Genomic DNA, 15,964 nt, shown 5'->3' with positions numbered 1-15,964 from the left:
CCTTTGGCGGCATCACACCGCCCTGCGGCGAGGCGTGAACGGACGCAGCGCGAACAGGCATTTCGGGTAGAACCTGCCTTATTCTTCTGTACCCAGCGAATAGTATTCCGCCAGCATGGGACCGAAGAATTCGGCATCGTCGCCCAGTTCTTCTTCAATGCGCAGCAACTGGTTGTACTTGGACATGCGCTCGGAACGGCACAGAGAGCCGGTTTTGATCTGCCCGGAATTGACGCCCACGGCCAGATCCGCAATGAAGCTGTCTTCCGTTTCGCCGGAACGATGCGAAATAACGGTAGTATAGGCAGCTTCTTTAGCCATTTCAATGGTATCCAGCGTTTCTGTGACTGTGCCGATCTGGTTGAGCTTGATGAGGATGGAGTTTGCCACGCCCTCGGCAATGCCCTCGGCCAGAATGGAGGGATTGGTCACAAAAACGTCGTCGCCCACAAGCTGCACATGATCGCCCAGGCTGGCGGTCAGCATGCCCCAGCCGTCCCAATCGCTTTCGGCCATGCCGTCTTCAATGGAGATAAGGGGGTACTTGCGGGTGAATTCAGCCATCCACTCGCTCAGTTCGGCACTGTTGAAGGTTTTGCCTTCTCCGGCAAGAACGTATTTGCCGTCCTTGTAGAATTCGCTGGACGCGGCATCAATAGCCAGCGCCACCTCGGTGCCGGGATTATAGCCGGCCTCTTCGATAGCCTTGATGATGTAAGTGAAGGCCTCATCGTGATTCTTGAGGTTGGGGGCAAAGCCGCCCTCGTCGCCCACGCTGGTGACGTGACCGTCTTTTTTAAGAATGGCCTGCAGCATATGGAAGATTTCTGTACCCATACGCAGCGAATCACGAAAGGTCATGGCCCCCACGGGCATGATCATGAATTCCTGGATATCCAGATTGTTGGGAGCATGCGCCCCGCCGTTGATGATGTTCATCATGGGCGCGGGCAGCACCTTGGCGTTGATGCCGCCGAGGTACTTGTACAGGGGCAGGCCCAGAAAGGACGCCGCCACCCTGGCGCAGGCCATAGACACACCAAGCATGGCGTTGGCCCCAAGCCGGGATTTGTTATCCGTGCCGTCCAGGTCGATAAGGGTATTGTCTATCTGCACCTGACGCAGTGAATCCATGCCGAGCAGGGCATCGGCGATCTCGCTGTTCACATGGTCCACGGCTTTGGTGACGCCCTTGCCGCAGTACCGTGCTTTGTCGCCGTCACGCATTTCCAGAGCTTCGCGGCTGCCGGTGGACGCCCCGGAAGGCACAGCGGCCCGTGCTCTGAGCCCGGATTCCAGGGTCACTTCCACCTCGACGGTGGGATTACCGCGCGAATCCAGAATTTCACGGCCAAATACCGAGGCAATGCTGCTCATGTGTGGCTCCTTTGCCCTCTTGGGCTTGTTTTCAATCAATCGATATGACGCATCTGCGAATCAGCGCATTGTACCGTTGAGAATAGGCATTTCAAAATTTTTCCAACGCCCGTTGCGGCCTTCAGGCCTACGGACAAAACCGGAAGCAACGGGCCGTGCTCACCAGCAGCATATCAGAACTCCGTGCGTTCTTCATAGTACAGGCGGCGTAAACCCTCAAGCAGCAAGGCGGGCAGCACATGGTCAAAAACCGGGCTTACCCTGGCGATGGACGCCGCAAAACCTCCGGTTCCCAACACCCTGACAGGCCCGGGCAACTGACGCTTGAGGCGCTGCGCAAGCCCTTCAACCATACAGGCAAAACCGAAAACCAGCCCGTGCTGTATGCTGGTGGCCGTACTGCGCCCCGGGGTCGGCTCATCGGCCCGCACGTCCAGGTTAACCCTGGGCAGCTTTGCCGCCTCGCGTGAAAGGGCGCTTAATGCGGTACGCGGGCCGGGAAAAATCAGGCCGCCCATGTAGGCGTCACCGTTAACACAGTCAATGGTCACCGCCGTGCCGAAATCAACCACCAGCAGGCCCGGAAATTCCGGATACAAACGGCGGGCCGCGTAGGCCCCCACCAGCCTGTCGGCCCCGACCTCGGCCGGGCGCTCATAGCGGTTTTCAAGCGGCACGGACAAATCAGCGCCAACGCGATACAGGGGGCAGTCCACATAGCGGGCCACGGCCTCACGCAGCAGCGGATCAAAGCCCGGAACCACCGAAGAAGCCACACAGGCCCGCAGGCTCTGCGGCGTAACGCCCGCATGCCCAAGCAGGGTTGCGAGCTTCAGCCCCAGATCATCCGCCGTCTGCCCCGCATCGGTGCGCAGCGTGTAGGAAGTGACCACCTGCCGCTCGTGCGCCAGTCCGATTTTGATGGAAGTATTGCCGATATCAAAAAGCAGAAGTTCGGGCTGCATGGGAGTCCTCCACATGGAGCTGAAGGTTTCAACCCGCTGATTATGCTCAATCGGGCCGCTCCAGGCAAGCGCCCGGACATGGCATGCCCCGGCACGGCAGGGCATCCGGCATGACCTCCGGGCGAAACACCCGGCATGGCTGGTATCCGCGCATGCCCCAACCCCCGGCATTTGTGCCGTATGCTGAAAACAGCCGTGCCGTCGGCCTTATGCGGATTCTACGGCGCAGGCACTGCAACGCCGGGCGTCTGGTCCGGAGCCTGGCCCGGGGTCTGGCCCGGGGTCTGGTCCGGGGTCTGGTCCGGAGCATGGCCCTCTTGCAGGAGTCCTTCCGTCGGGGCGTTTTTTTCGCCCGAAACAGCAGAGGCGGAATCCCCCCCGGCAGGCATGCCGCCCTCATGACGGCGGACAATAAGCCAGCCGGAATTTTCCCACACCACGTTTCCGTATTTTTCCAGCATGGCACGGTCTTGCGGCCGGTCACAGAACAGCCACGGCAGGCCGGACTGCAACCACACATCCACATAGCCGGTGGGGCTTTGCAGGCGCAGCTTCTCATTGGCAAGCCACTCCCGGGCCTGCTCGGAATTTTTATTGTAGTACGGGTGATAGCCGTCTTTGAACGTAAGAAAAAGTCCGCGTTGCGCCATATACCTTACGCCCAGGTCACCGGAATTGCTGAAAACGGTATCGCCGGGAACCGTTTTTTCCTTGAGGGCCAGCAGGGCTTCACGGTGGCTGCCGGCACGGACAGAAAATCCTTCCGCCCGGCTCATATAGGGCATGGGAAGCCCCGTATGCCCGGCTATGCTGTAGAGTGCGGCCACATTTTGCCGGTCGCCGTTGCAAAGCAGCATAAGCAGCACCGCCAGAGCACAAAGGCCCACGCGCAGCCAGGCTGCCATGCGCGGCCAGAACAAGGCCAACACCCCGGCCAACATGATCCATGCCAGGGGAATAAGGTAGCGCAGCCCGCGCACAAACTCATGCGCCATGGGCAAACGCCCCATAGGCGGCGCCAGAAGAGACTCAAGCCATGAGAATGTGGATACCAGGGCAAGGGCCAGCACAAAGGCCGGACACATGGCCGCCAGTTGCCGAAGCCGGGGGCTGCCGTTGCGCCGGACCACAAGCCAGCTGCCGAAGCCGGCCAGCAGAATCCAGAAGTTGGGTTTGCTCCAGCTTAAAAACAAGGCCAGCCGTTCGGCGAACCGGCCGTAATCCTTGGCCCAGCGCTGCGAAAACAGCTCATGGAACATTTCGATGTCTGCCGGGCTGAATGCCTGTTTCTGCCCGAGAGAAGGCCACAAAAACGTCAGCACCGGCACAAAGAAAAATATCAGGCACAGGGTCAGGTTACCCAGATGCTTTGCCCAGCTCCAGCCCGCCGGCCTGCAAAAAAAGAAGGCCATAAAAAACATGGCGCCGGTATTAAGCGCTCCCAGGCCGTGCACCCACATGCCCAGCCCCGCTGCCAGCATGGCAACGGGACGCCAGAAGGCATGGCGCATGGCGGCCACCGCCCCCATAAGCATAAAAGGCCACAGGGCCGCAAAAAATGTGCGCGGCACCGGGTCGGAATGGGTCACGCCCCAGAAAGTTCCCCAGCCCACCCATACTGTAACGCTCATGAGCAGAGCCAGCATGAGCGCCGGGCCGGGGCTGCCGTACAACCACCGCCCCAGCAGATACATGCTCACCAGATAAACAAAAATGATAAGCGCCCCTGCCCACAGCAGCCCCACGGCATACTGGTCGCCCGGCGTCAGCAATTCTGCGGCAAACTGCTGAAGATTCCAGAGCGAGTTGGCCGGAGTCACCTCATGCAGCAAAGGGTCTCCGTGAAAATTATCCGGCAGGTGCTCCCCTGCCATAGCAAAAGCGTAGCACGACAGATCGCTGTCGAGCTCGGCGCCATGACCGGAAAGCGAGACGATCCCCTGGGCAACGGCCATGGCATAAAGGGCGGCCAGCACCACAAAAAGCGCATCAGCCGCCCAGTTCCTGCCGCGCTTGTTTCTGGCGGCAGGGTATAATCCCGTCTTCATATAATTACCAATAATTATAAATTGATACGATGAAGCAAATAATATTGCCTCATCCTGCAAAAGTAAAGACCCGGCCCGGATTTGGCAGGACGTGCAGCCGTTGCAATACTGCCGCCCCCCCGGCGTCGGTTATGCGCCCGGGGCGTCGTCTTTTTCGAGATAAAGCGTTTGCGTGGGAAAGGCAAAGTCCGCACCAAGGCCGTGCACCACCGAGACGATGCCGAGATACACATCGTGCTGTGTTTGCATAAACTGCGCCCAGTTGGTCGTTTTTGCGTAGCAGTAGATCAGGATATTCAGGGATGAAGAGGCAAATTCGTTAAAAACGACAAGAACTTCCTGGTTTTTATCAATGCGCGGTTCATCGTGGAGCATTTTTTTCAGCGCATCGGTAACAGCCTGGATCTTGTCCGCATCCTCATAGCGCAGGCCTATCTGCAGCTTGATACGATAGTTGGCTATGCGGCCCACATTCTCTATACAAATGGATGAAAAAACATCATTGGGCACATATACGGGGTAATGCTCGAATGTCATGATCTTGGACATGCGCCAGCCGATCTCCATCACCGTGCCCTCAATATTGCGGTCAGGCGATTTTATCCAGTCGCCGATATTGAAGGGGCGGTCGAAATACAGCATCAGCCCTGAAAAAAAGTTCCCCAGAATATTCTTGCCCGCCAGGCCGATGGCAATGCCGCCTATACCGCCGAACGTCAGCAGTCCGGCAAAGCTTATGCCCAGATATTCACCGAAAAACAGTATGGCGCACAGGCAGATGGACGCCTTGAGCAGGCGTGACACAATGCGCGCCGAAGTGGCGTCGCCGCTGGTTCTGGCAAGATGATCGCAAAAGCGGTCAATTCCCAGAAAGGATTCACGGATGAGAATAAGAACAATGGACACATGCTGGAAAATATTGATGTAGCGCGGGTTGATAAATGTTGCCCCGAACTTGTCCACCAGTTCCCGCGCACAAAGACTTATGGCCATCACAAGGGCGCAGGCAGCGCAAACGCGCGCCAGATGCATGACAATATTGGCGCTGCGCTTCTGCCCCCGGATGGTGAAATAGAACAGTATGGCCGTTACTACAGCGGCAATGGCGTAGCCGTCAGTCAGAAATTCAAAAATCTTTTTTTCGTCCATATGGCCTTTCCACAACAAACATGGGCGCATAACGTTTTTTCATCACGCCCGACAAACTAAAAAAGGCGGCATTTTTCAACGCCTCACACGCTCACGCCAAAAGCCGCTTTGAACGCACTGAACATTGCGAACAGAGCCTTTTAATTTTTTACGGTCTTCGTTTCAGCACCCACAGCGCGCATAAAGGCAGCCCCCATCCGGGCCAGGCGGTCGCGGAGCCTCAACCGCCATATCGGGCATTTCAGAAGCGCAGCAGCCTATACTTGCGGCGCGGCGGCATCCTCACTGGACGGCGACACAGGGGCGGCGGAGTCCGGCCCGGCAGTTCCGGGCGTACCGCCGCCGGCTTCACCGGTAGCGGATGCTTCTGAAAAAGCGCCTTTGAGGCGCGCAGCCAGGCTTCCGGCCACCACTTTGCTCATACTCTGCAACGCAAAGGCCATCACGCCCGATGTCATGCGTCCGGGCTGCGCCCAATGCCAGCCCAGGCCGAGCAAAAAGGCGCTTCCGGTACAGGTCAGGGGACGCCTGCGCACCAGGGAGTACGGATCAAATCCGGAGGCAGCTTCACGCAGGCGGCGCTTGGCCTCATCTACTGTGATACTTTCTTGTGTGGTGTTTTCTTGCGTGGACGAGACAGACATAACGCCCCCCCGGCAATGCCCGCACATACCAGGGCCAGAATGCACATGACCCAGGCCGGATGCAGGATGACAATCAATGCCTGATACAGGGCCGCGACCAGAAAGGCCACAGCCGCGGCCCCAAAAATCAGGCCAAGAACCAGCAGCACAGCCATGCGCACCGTACGCAGCGCGTTGCGCTGCAACTGCCGGCCCTCGGCCTCCAAGAGGTCAAAGAAGCGGATTAATATTTCAGTAAGGCCGTTCACGCCAGGTACTACTTCCCGTGCCGAAAGAGGACGGAAAGCACATATCCCGCCCCAAAGGCCAGCAGCAGGCTGCCCAGAGGATTCTGACGTATGCGCTCGCTGACGTTTTCAACGCCGTCTCCACCAGCGGCCAGAGCTTTTTGCAGTTTTTCCGCCGCGAGCTTCTGGTATTTTTCAACTTCGTCTTCCAGGTTGGCACTCAGAAAGGCCGCATGGTGCGAGGCCTTTTTTTCCGCGACCTTGGCAAGGCTTTCAATCTGCTTGCGCAGGGCCTGCACTTCTTCTTTCAAGGTATCCATATTTTCTTCGTTCTTCACGCTCATATGTTTCTCCTTTTCAGGCACCCGGCCTGTACAATGGCCGGGCGCATTTTCACATACCTGACCATATCCGCAACGTATCCCAATAGTCCCGGGCACGCAACAGCAGGCGTGCTGTCAGGCGTACCGGTTGCATGGCCTGCGTGCATGTTTCCGGCAGTGCGCTTTACACAGCCGCTTTTTCGGACAACAATCAGCAGAAGTATGCAAAAAATCGAGGCGAGGTTTTCATGCAAGACAAGAAAAAAATGGCCGTTATCATTATCATGTCCACAATTGTTTTCATCATCACCCTGCTGACACAGATGATGCTTGGGCAGCGCGCCCAGGACGAACAAAATCACACCCCGGCAGCGCAGAACGAAACCACCCCCGCGCCCACAGCCCCGGCAGAAATCACCGGCACTCTTCCGGCGGACGCCTCCGGCATGCCCACAGAACAAACTGCGGCGCAACCCTCAGAGCAGCCCGCGGAACGCCCCGCCCCGGAAAACACCCCTGTGGAAGCGCCCTCCCCCCAAAGCCGGGAACAGCACAGCCCGTCCTAGCAGAGCGGCGCTCCGCATCGCAGACACAGCGGAACAACGCTTCCGCCTTCGATTGCCGTCAAGTGCAGCAGAAAAAAGGCCGGGATTTTCCCGGCCTTTTTCAGGCAGCCCCAGGCTGCACGGATACCTGGTGTCGCCGGAGCGGCAAAGGATGCTTTTGAGTGCCTCCCTAAAGCGAAATACGGCTTATCACACCGTGCACGGAATGCAGCGGCAGCTTATAAAACTGCACAAATGGCGGAGCCAGCTTTTTGATGACCGCATAGACCTTCCAGACAATGGAACGGGTGAATATATCCTCAACGCCATAAAATATGGCTCGCGGCTTTATACCCGTTTTTTCCAGCAGACCGTCAATATCTATATGCTCCATATACCCTGCTGTGACGGTAAACACCTGAATCCCGGCAATCTGCGTATCTTCAAAGTGGCATTCCAGGCCCTGCGGCTCGTATGTGCGCACAATGCTCAGCATCACATTGCGTTCGTAAATGATGCCGTTATCAAACATGGTCTTGCAGATATACGGCGATATGCTGTCCAGACTGCGCAGGAAAAAGATGGCCGTTCCCTTGATGGTATGCCCCTGCCTTCTCTGTTTTGTAAATTTTTCCATGAAGACATCGCGGGGCATGGGCTGCATGCGCTGATACACTGCCTTCTGCCCCTGCGTGTAAATAAGGATGATCCCCAAGGGTATCATGGCAATGACCAGCGACCAGTAGCCCCCGTGCGGCAGCTTGTAAAAGTTCGCCACCAGATACACCACGTCCAGCACGCTGATGGCCGCAGCAGTGGCGCACAGCCAGGGGCGGTTTTTCAGGTGGAATATCCAGGTCATAAGAATGCCCGTAATGGTCATGGTTCCGGTAACGGCCAGGCCGTAGGCGGCGGCGAGCCTGTGCGATTCCCTGAAGCCCACTATGACCAGCACCACGGCAAGAAAGAGCGCCCAGTTTACAGAGCCTATGTAGATCTGCGAGTGCATTTCTTTTGAGGTGTAGTCCACCTTGAAAAGGGGCATGATATGCGTGGCCATGCTCTGGTACATAATGGAAAATATGCCGCTTATGAGTGACTGGGACGCAATGATGGTCGCCAGCAGGCTCAGCACCAGAAAGGGAGCGTACAGCCACCGGGCCTGACTGCGGACCATCTCGAACAGCACGTTGTTCGCGCCCGGGTTATGGATGAGAAAGGCCGTCTGCCCCATATAACACAGCAAAAGCGCGGTGAGGACAATGCCCCATGCCGCCAGGATGGGCTTGCGGCCCATATGCCCCATATCGGCATACAGGGCCTCGCCGCCCGTGGCGCACAGGATGACCTCTGACAGCACAAAAAAACCTGCCAGACCGTTACGCATCATGAAATCAATGCCATACCAGGGATTAACGGCCTTCAGCACCGCCGGAAACTGGCCGATGGCAGCCAGGCCGGAACAGGCCAGCACACCGAACCATACGGCCATGACCGGGCCAAAAAAGGCGGAAAGCCTGCTGCTGCCGTTTTTCTGAATGGAAAAAAGAAAGACGGCCACAAGCAGGGCCAGCACAACAAGCGTGCCTTGCGAGACGTCCTCAAGGCCGGGCAGCAGCACCAGCCCCTCTACAGCCGAAAGTATGGTGATGGCCGGGGTAATGACGCCGTCACCCACAAGCAGTGAAACCCCGATAAAGGCCAGCACCGAGGCCACACCTATTTTTTTTCCGGACTGCAACATGGGCCGCAGGATGGAAAGCAGCACAATGGTGCCGCCTTCTCCGGCTTTGCTCAGGCTCATGGCCAGCCAGGCATATTCCACAGTGACAAGTAAAATCAGCGTCCAGACGATCAGCGAAAGAATGCCGATAAAGTTGGCCTCGGTTCTTTCCGTCATCATAAAAATGACTGCCAGAGTGTATATGGGGCTTGTGCCGATATCACCAAATACAAGGCCCAGAGACTTTACCACACTGGCAGGAGATATTTTTTGCGTATCCATACGCCTCCACCGAAAAATCGGTTCAAACAGGGCCGCCCACGCATGCTTGCGGGACGGCAGGGAGCAAAAACACAGACCCAAATGTGCAGCTCCGTGCTGGAGTCATGTTTGCAAAAACAGCAAAAACGGCATTACAGCAAGCAAATATCCGAAAGCATGTTTCGAGGAAAGCGGAAAGTATAACAGAAGACGCGCCGCCAATGCCCGGCAAGGCAGCCCGGGCGCATGCCGAACCGGCAGGATAACGACATGCCTGATGCCCCCTGCCGGGGAAACAGGGCAGGTCGGGAGAGTGGAACAGCCAAACATCCGCATAAGGCAAAAAGCGGGCCGCCATGCGAAACCAGGCCGAAAACCGCAACGTGATCAGCCATAAATCGGTGCAACGTGCCGCTACCGCAGGGATTCCAGATAGTTTTTCAGGGCCACGGCATTATTGCAGTCCTGATCTTTCGCGGCATACAGAAACACAACCGTGTCGTGAGCCGCAAGAATCTCCCGGAGCTTGGCAAGCGGTGCTCCGGAAGCGTCAAGTTCCGCAGCATAGCGCCGCTGAAATTCGCTCCACTTTTCCCTGTCGTGGGCAAACCATTTGCGCAACCCGCTGGACGGGGCAATATCCTTCAACCACACATTCCAGGTGGCAGCGGCCTTTGCGATGCCTCGCGGCCAGATGCGGTCAACCAGAATGCGCACGTCGGCGTCGGGCGGGTTATGCTCATACACGCGGTGCAGGATAATATTCATCACAGGCCTTCCTTTTTCGGTTGGTGCAATGTGGGCAGGGGCAACTGCGGCAGCACAGCGCGTCATGCCGTACATGGCTCGCAAACCCGCAGGCTTTGCCATGCCCGGCACGCTTGAGCGGCAGGCTGCCTGCGCGGCGCGCAAGCCCTCAGCCAGCGGCAGGGCCTTCGCTGCGCCCGATCCGCGCAGCGTACAGGCTGACCAGAATGGTCGCGAAAAAGAACGCCGCACCCGCGTACCCCGTCATGCCCAGCCCAAGCTTGTTGAACACCATACTGCCGATAAACGCGCCGCCGCCGATGCCCACGTTGAAAATGCCCGAATAGATTGATGTGGCGATATCTGCGGAATGAGCGGCGATTTCAAGTATCCTGCTCTGAAACAGCAGGCCCAGCACCGCCATGCTGCCACCCCACACAATGCACAGCGGCACGATAAGCAGAATGCGGTCAATGGAAACATTCAGCGCCAGCAGGCAAAGAAAAATTGCCACAGGCGGCACAGTAAAGACCAGTTTTGCCCCACTGCCCGCCAGGCGCGTGGCAAACATGCTGCCCGCAATGCCCGACAGGCCCATAATCAGCAAAAACAGAGGCACAGCCCCTTCCGTAAAGCCGCCCACCTGAATGAGCAGGGGCGCAAGATAGGTATACGCCACAAAATGCCCCGTCACAGCCAGCATGGTCTGCAAATAGAGCAGTGAAAGCTCCTTGTTGCGAAACAGGGCGGGAACGCTTTTGAACGACCCCGTGTCCTTGGATTCAAGCGTCGGCAGCAGCCGCCACAAAATCAGCGCAATGCAGAAGGCCATGGCCCCGATGATCAAAAATGCGGCCCTCCAGCCAAAATGCTGGCCGATGACCGTGCTGAACGGAACCCCAAGCACCGTTGCCAGCGAGCCGCCCACAATAATGATGGCAAGCCCCTTGGCCTTAAGCGCGGGCGGCGTTACGCGCACCACGATGGGGCTTGCGATTGACCAGAATACGGCGTGGGCGTTTGCCACGCATATGCGCGCAATCATGAGGGTGGTAAAGTTGAACGCAAAAGCCGAAAGCACATGGCCCGCAATGAACACGCCAAACAGGCAGAGCAGCAGCTTGCGCCGCTCAAACCGGGCAGTGAGGGCGGTCAGAGGCAGGGACAGCAAGGCTACAACCCAGGCATATACCGCCACAAGAAGCCCGGTGAAGGCTTCAGTTTCGCCAAGGTCCGCGGCAATTTCCGGCAGCAGGCCGATGGGCAGTATCTCGGTGGTGACAAAAATAAAGGCAGCCAGGGCAAGCGTAAAAACAGGAACCCAGAGGCGCCTTCCCTCCGGAGTTTTTATGGTGGTCATAGTTAGTCCTTATAACAATCACATGCCCTTATGGCGGGCAAAATAACGGGGGCTGCATACACCCGCATCTTGCAAAATGCAACGGACGCGGCCAGCCATTTTTTTGTTTCTGAACAGGCACCGGACCAGTTTTACAGAAAGGTCATCCGCAACGGCCGCTTTTCAGCGACAGGCAAACGCAGAAAGGATTGGCATGGCAAGAAATGCGGCAGGATCAGCCTTGTTCCACCGTACCGGCGGAATACAGAAATCATAATGGCAGGCGGTGATACTGGCCGTTCCGGCGGCTCGGTCAGCAGACGGGCAGGCAGCGGCGTTAATCTATCGTAAAAATCCCACAAATCAAACCGGCGTGTATGCGTCCATATCGGCCCGTGCGCCTGCTCCCTGCGCAAGCGGGTACTCAGTCGCTCCCCTTTGCCGCAACAACAGGCGGCACGGTGCGCATTGGCTACCCCCCTGAACCACAAGCATAAAAAACAATTCGCCACAGCAAAAACGCGACGGAACTTTTTATCCCGCAAAAACACATTTTTTATATGCTTTAACAGATAGTTAAAACAACGTGCGGCAGATCGGCGGGCGTAAAAATTTTGCTTCATTTTTTCTGTTTACTCTAATCAAAATACGCTAATATCCGTTTTCATATGTAGGAAACCAAATATTATTTCTGGCAGCTTTTCCAACCAACAGGCGTAACCAGATTCGGAGCGCGCGTTATGACCATAAAAAATGCTACATCTTGTATAAATTTGGCCACTATCGCCGCTATTGCCTTTGTTTGCGGCACACTATTTCTTTATGCACGATCAAACCAGCGTTTAGAAACGGTGATGGAAACCAAGGCAATTGTCGTCGCCCTGGGTGACGAACTGCGTCAAAGCTCCGTAGATCTGACAAGAAACGTGCAGATGTATGCTGTTACCGGCGATAAAAAATATGAAGATGCCTATAATGCCGTTCTTGATGAGCGGGCGGGAAAAATTCCCCGTTTCAGCAACAGGGATATTTTTCCCAACGAAAAACACAACCTGCTTGAACTGCTCGCCAAGTATAAGGTAACTGCCGAAGAAATGGCCTATATTACCGCCGCCAACAATCTTTCAAACAATCTGGTTCCGCTTGAAGTGGAGGCCATGAGCCTGGTCAAAGGGCTTTATAAGGATGCCGGCGGCCAGTATACCGTCAAGGGTACACCAAACCGGGAGCGCGCCATAAACCTTGTCTACGGCAAGGAATATGAGTCCCTTGCCAAGCCGATTATGGACAAGATGGATGCTTTTGTGGCTGCCCTTGAAAGCCGCACGCGGCAAGAGGTCAAGGCCGTTGCCGCGAGAAACGACCTGTATGAAATTATCGTCTTTGCCAGCCTGGCCGTTGCCGCAGGCATTTGCCTGGTGTCCATTGTTTATTCCAGAAAAAACGTCATCGCGCCCCTTCTGCTCACAACGGATTTTGCCCAGAAGGTGGCGGACGGCGATTTTGACAGCACCATTGACGCCTCGTCCGCAAACGAGATCGGCACATTGCGAAATGCGCTGAATACAATGGTCGCGGCCAGCAAGAAGTTCATCAGCAACGCCGAATCCGAATCAAAAAGCGCGCGCGAGCAGGCGGAAAAAGCCACAGAGGCCATGCGCCAGGCAGACGAAGCCAGCCGCGACGCGCAGGAAAAAGCCGCCGTACTGCTTGAAATAGCACAGCAACTGGAACTTGTTGCGTCTGCCGTTTCTTCTGCGGCGAGCCAGTTGTCTGCCGAAATAGAACAGGCCGACCGCAGCGCGGGCGAGTCTGCCCAGAGATTGTCCGAAGCGGCCACCGCCATGAACGAAATGAACGCCACCGTACGGGAGGTGGCCCGCAACGCCTCCTCAGCCGCCGCCGTCTCTGCGGAAACAAGAGCCAATGCGGAAAACGGCGCCCAAATAGTGCAGAGCGCACTTGCAAGCATTGATGAAGTACACACGGTGTCACTGACCCTTAAGGACGATATGAGCCGCCTTGATACGCACGCGCAGGCCATTACCCATATCATGAACGTCATCTCGGATATTGCCGACCAGACCAACCTGCTGGCCCTCAATGCCGCCATTGAAGCCGCGCGGGCCGGAGACGCCGGACGGGGCTTCGCCGTAGTGGCAGACGAGGTCCGCAAACTGGCGGAAAAAACCGTGGCTTCAACCAATGATGTGGGCAATGCCATTGCCGCCATCCAGAGCAGTACAGCACAGAGCGTCAAATCTATGGATTCCGCCCTTAAGGCAGTGGATACCGCCACCACGTACGCTGGGCAGTCCGGCGATGCCCTGCGCCAGATCGTAAAAAATGTGGAGACCACCGCAGATCAGGTCAGCGCCATCGCCACGGCCAGCGAAGAACAGTCTGCCGCCAGTGAAGAGATCAACCAGTCCATAGTGCATGTAAATGCCATGTCCGGCCAGACGGCGCAGGCAATGGCCGAAGCCAACCAGGCGGTTACCAACCTTGCCCAACAGGCCGAACGGCTGACGCAGCTTATCACCAAGATGAAGCAGAGTTGACGGAACAGGAGAATATGGTTGAGGAAAGAACACGCGCTGGGAAAGGAGCCGCACGAAGAAGCCTGAGAGGATTTTTACTGGCAACACCCTTCGCCGAAACTTGGTGTGCACGTAGTTCAAACAGATGTAGCGCCCGTGCAGCCCTGAACGCAATTTGACGGCGCATGCGCGCTTGAATGGCATTCAAGAGGCCGTCAGTTCAATTCTGTCCAGCTCCACCAGATAGATAATTAAAACCCCCGATCATCACAAAGATGGTCGGGGGTTTTTGCTCGTTTATTAAGCTAAAAAATTAAATTTTTCGTTATCGTAGGTCTGCTCAGGTCGAATATTTTTCAACAAAAAATGTGCCTTATCAATAGCACTGTTTCTTTGTTCCTCTGATAGTCCATCTTGACACCCTTGCTGTAACACTAGCCAAAAATCTTGGAGTCATTGCGTCCACAAATAAAAGGTATTACTATACACTAAATTATTTATTGATTATTTAATACTGCTTGGAGTTATGAGAGATGGGCAAGAAAAAGAGCAGAAAGAAAAAAAATAACCGGAAGTCTCTGACCAGCAACTTAACCGACCATAAGCAGCAAGGCAAAAAACTAATACCCCCCCTCCTTAACATGCCCGCCCCTATTAAATTCAGCTCTTGGGCAAACGAGCGTCTTCCAGAAATGATTTGGGCTGTATTACTTTTTGAATACTTAAGCCCACAAGGTGTGTTTAATTCTGTGCGCAAAGCAATGATTATCCTCCGTGAAGATTTTATGAAAAATAAAACAGCAGAGGCTGCGCCCCCCGATGCAACCCTTACATATCTCGCGAGTATAAGCGATGATGTATTTGCTTCATTTTTAAGTCAACTTATTAGTGTCCCTAATGCAAAAGAGATACTTTCATCATTGTGTGTTTTTGACGATCTACCGGGGATAGAAAGGTGGCGTAATCACCTTGGCTGCTCTGAAAAAATAGATAATTGGGAGCAAACGTTAAGCAACGCGGTGCTTAACAGTTTTGATCATCAATCTGAAAATGCCACGCACTGCAGATGGCTGCGAGTAATTCTAGTATCAATTTGTGGTAAATTATTTTTTTCTGAGAATATGACAGGAAAGATCAATGAGCTTTGCTCATATCCTGAACAAGCAGATTTGACAAAAATCAGGCCATCAATAAGGAGCCTCGAACTTACACTCTCAGTGGCTAGTGCCAAATACATAGACGACGCGTGGGCTAAACATTTTTGGAAGTTCTGTTTTGAAAATACTCAATGCACATTTTTTGATCCTGAAACAATAAAACAACGGTACATTGATGAAAAAGAGGTAGACAAAATTTACATGACGTTACAAGAGCATTTTTTTTCAACGATCACAAATACAGATGTAAATCCACAAAGTGATGCTTTATTCGGGATAGTCTTTTACGGCATATCTCTTGCTAAAGAAATTGCCGCTATGCCTGCTGAATTGGCATCATTGGGGCGAATTGCCATAAGGACACTTACAGAACTGCTGATAACACACAAATACTTAACAATAAAAAATGATTTAGAACTTTATAAGGCATATAGATCTTATGGATGCGGACAAGCAAAGCTCATGTTGTTAAAGTTAAGAGATGGGATGGAACAGCCCGATTTTATTTCACGCGAAAAATTGGAGCTATTGTGTAATGAGGACTACTGGGAAGAATTTCAAGAAATTAACATTGGGAATTGGGCGACAACAAATTTGCGTAAAATGGCTGAAGATTCAGAGTGTAAAGATATTTATGATCAATACTACAACATGACATCCTCTTATGTTCATGGTCATTGGTGTGCGGTTCGCGACAGTAATTTCACCGTTTGCTTGAATCCATTGCACCGATTTCACAGAATTCCGGGTATCAACTCCAATACTGATTCTGGCACCATTCCAGATGTTGTTAATTTAGTAAATAAGTTAATAGATTCTTTAGTAGAGACATACCCAGGATTTGATTTGCGGTTGTGCTACGAGGAATAACTCTCAGGTGCCATGCGAATATGAATTTGCAAGCGCTACTAGCTAAAAT

At 54.6% G+C, this 15,964-nt stretch carries 13 protein-coding genes; 3 read left to right on the top strand and 10 right to left on the bottom strand.

What is annotated here, in order from left to right; genetic code table 11:
* Window positions 1-78: 78 nt before the first annotated feature.
* The 7 genes from eno to QZ377_RS02230 form a co-directional block, all read right to left on the bottom strand.
* Window positions 79-1,377 (bottom strand): phosphopyruvate hydratase, encoded by a 1,299-nt coding sequence (gene eno, locus QZ377_RS02260; protein WP_291439140.1) that lies wholly within the window; start codon window positions 1,375-1,377, stop codon window positions 79-81.
* Window positions 1,378-1,550: 173 nt separating this feature from the next.
* Entirely contained in the window at window positions 1,551-2,342 is a 792-nt protein-coding gene (locus QZ377_RS02255) for a type III pantothenate kinase (protein WP_291439138.1), read from the bottom strand.
* A 218-nt stretch (window positions 2,343-2,560) separates the two neighbouring features.
* Window positions 2,561-4,390, bottom strand: coding sequence for a translation initiation factor 2 (locus QZ377_RS02250; protein ID WP_291439136.1), 1,830 nt, complete (start codon window positions 4,388-4,390; stop codon window positions 2,561-2,563).
* A gap of 129 nt (window positions 4,391-4,519) precedes the next feature.
* Window positions 4,520-5,539 (bottom strand): mechanosensitive ion channel family protein, encoded by a 1,020-nt coding sequence (locus tag QZ377_RS02245; protein WP_291439134.1) that lies wholly within the window; start codon window positions 5,537-5,539, stop codon window positions 4,520-4,522.
* A gap of 257 nt (window positions 5,540-5,796) precedes the next feature.
* Window positions 5,797-6,183, bottom strand: coding sequence for a hypothetical protein (locus QZ377_RS02240; RefSeq protein ID WP_291439132.1), 387 nt, complete (start codon window positions 6,181-6,183; stop codon window positions 5,797-5,799).
* Complete coding sequence (locus QZ377_RS02235; RefSeq protein WP_291439131.1) at window positions 6,132-6,431, bottom strand: phage holin family protein; 300 nt, start codon at window positions 6,429-6,431, stop codon at window positions 6,132-6,134. Before QZ377_RS02235 ends, QZ377_RS02240 begins: the two co-directional genes overlap by 52 nt.
* Window positions 6,432-6,439: 8 nt before the next feature.
* Window positions 6,440-6,754, bottom strand: a complete 315-nt coding sequence (locus QZ377_RS02230) for a hypothetical protein (RefSeq protein WP_291439129.1) — start codon at window positions 6,752-6,754, stop codon at window positions 6,440-6,442.
* A 227-nt stretch (window positions 6,755-6,981) separates the two neighbouring features.
* Here QZ377_RS02230 and QZ377_RS02225 point away from each other — a divergent pair, with 227 nt between their 5' ends.
* Window positions 6,982-7,299: a hypothetical protein gene (locus QZ377_RS02225; RefSeq protein ID WP_291439127.1), complete on the top strand. Its 318-nt coding sequence runs from the start codon at window positions 6,982-6,984 to the stop codon at window positions 7,297-7,299.
* Window positions 7,300-7,468: 169 nt separating this feature from the next.
* Here QZ377_RS02225 and QZ377_RS02220 read toward each other — a convergent pair whose 3' ends face one another.
* The 3 genes from QZ377_RS02220 to QZ377_RS02210 form a co-directional block, all read right to left on the bottom strand.
* Window positions 7,469-9,283 (bottom strand): KUP/HAK/KT family potassium transporter, encoded by a 1,815-nt coding sequence (locus QZ377_RS02220; protein WP_291439126.1) that lies wholly within the window; start codon window positions 9,281-9,283, stop codon window positions 7,469-7,471.
* Window positions 9,284-9,676: 393 nt separating this feature from the next.
* Entirely contained in the window at window positions 9,677-10,030 is a 354-nt protein-coding gene (locus QZ377_RS02215; protein WP_291439345.1) for a DUF488 family protein, read from the bottom strand.
* 148 nt (window positions 10,031-10,178) lie between these two features.
* The gene (locus QZ377_RS02210) at window positions 10,179-11,369 is read right to left on the bottom strand and encodes a sugar transporter (protein WP_291439125.1); all 1,191 of its coding nucleotides are present in this window, start codon (window positions 11,367-11,369) and stop codon (window positions 10,179-10,181) included.
* Between the two features lie 833 nt (window positions 11,370-12,202).
* Between QZ377_RS02210 and QZ377_RS02205 the strand changes: the two genes are divergently transcribed.
* Together QZ377_RS02205 and QZ377_RS02200 are read left to right on the top strand one after the other, a co-directional pair.
* A complete protein-coding gene (locus QZ377_RS02205; RefSeq protein ID WP_291439123.1) occupies window positions 12,203-13,909 on the top strand; it encodes a methyl-accepting chemotaxis protein in 1,707 nt (568 codons plus the stop codon).
* Window positions 13,910-14,421: 512 nt separating this feature from the next.
* Window positions 14,422-15,915 carry a DUF5677 domain-containing protein gene (locus QZ377_RS02200; protein WP_291439121.1) on the top strand — a complete coding sequence of 498 codons (1,494 nt, stop codon included), beginning with the start codon at window positions 14,422-14,424 and terminating at the stop codon, window positions 15,913-15,915.
* Window positions 15,916-15,964: the final 49 nt, after the last annotated feature.

Source organism: Desulfovibrio sp. (genome assembly GCF_019424165.1).
In the GTDB taxonomy this organism is placed as follows: Bacteria; Desulfobacterota; Desulfovibrionia; order Desulfovibrionales; family Desulfovibrionaceae; genus Desulfovibrio.
Note: the sequence above shows the minus strand (reverse complement) of the source record. Positions and strands in the feature narration are given on the sequence as shown.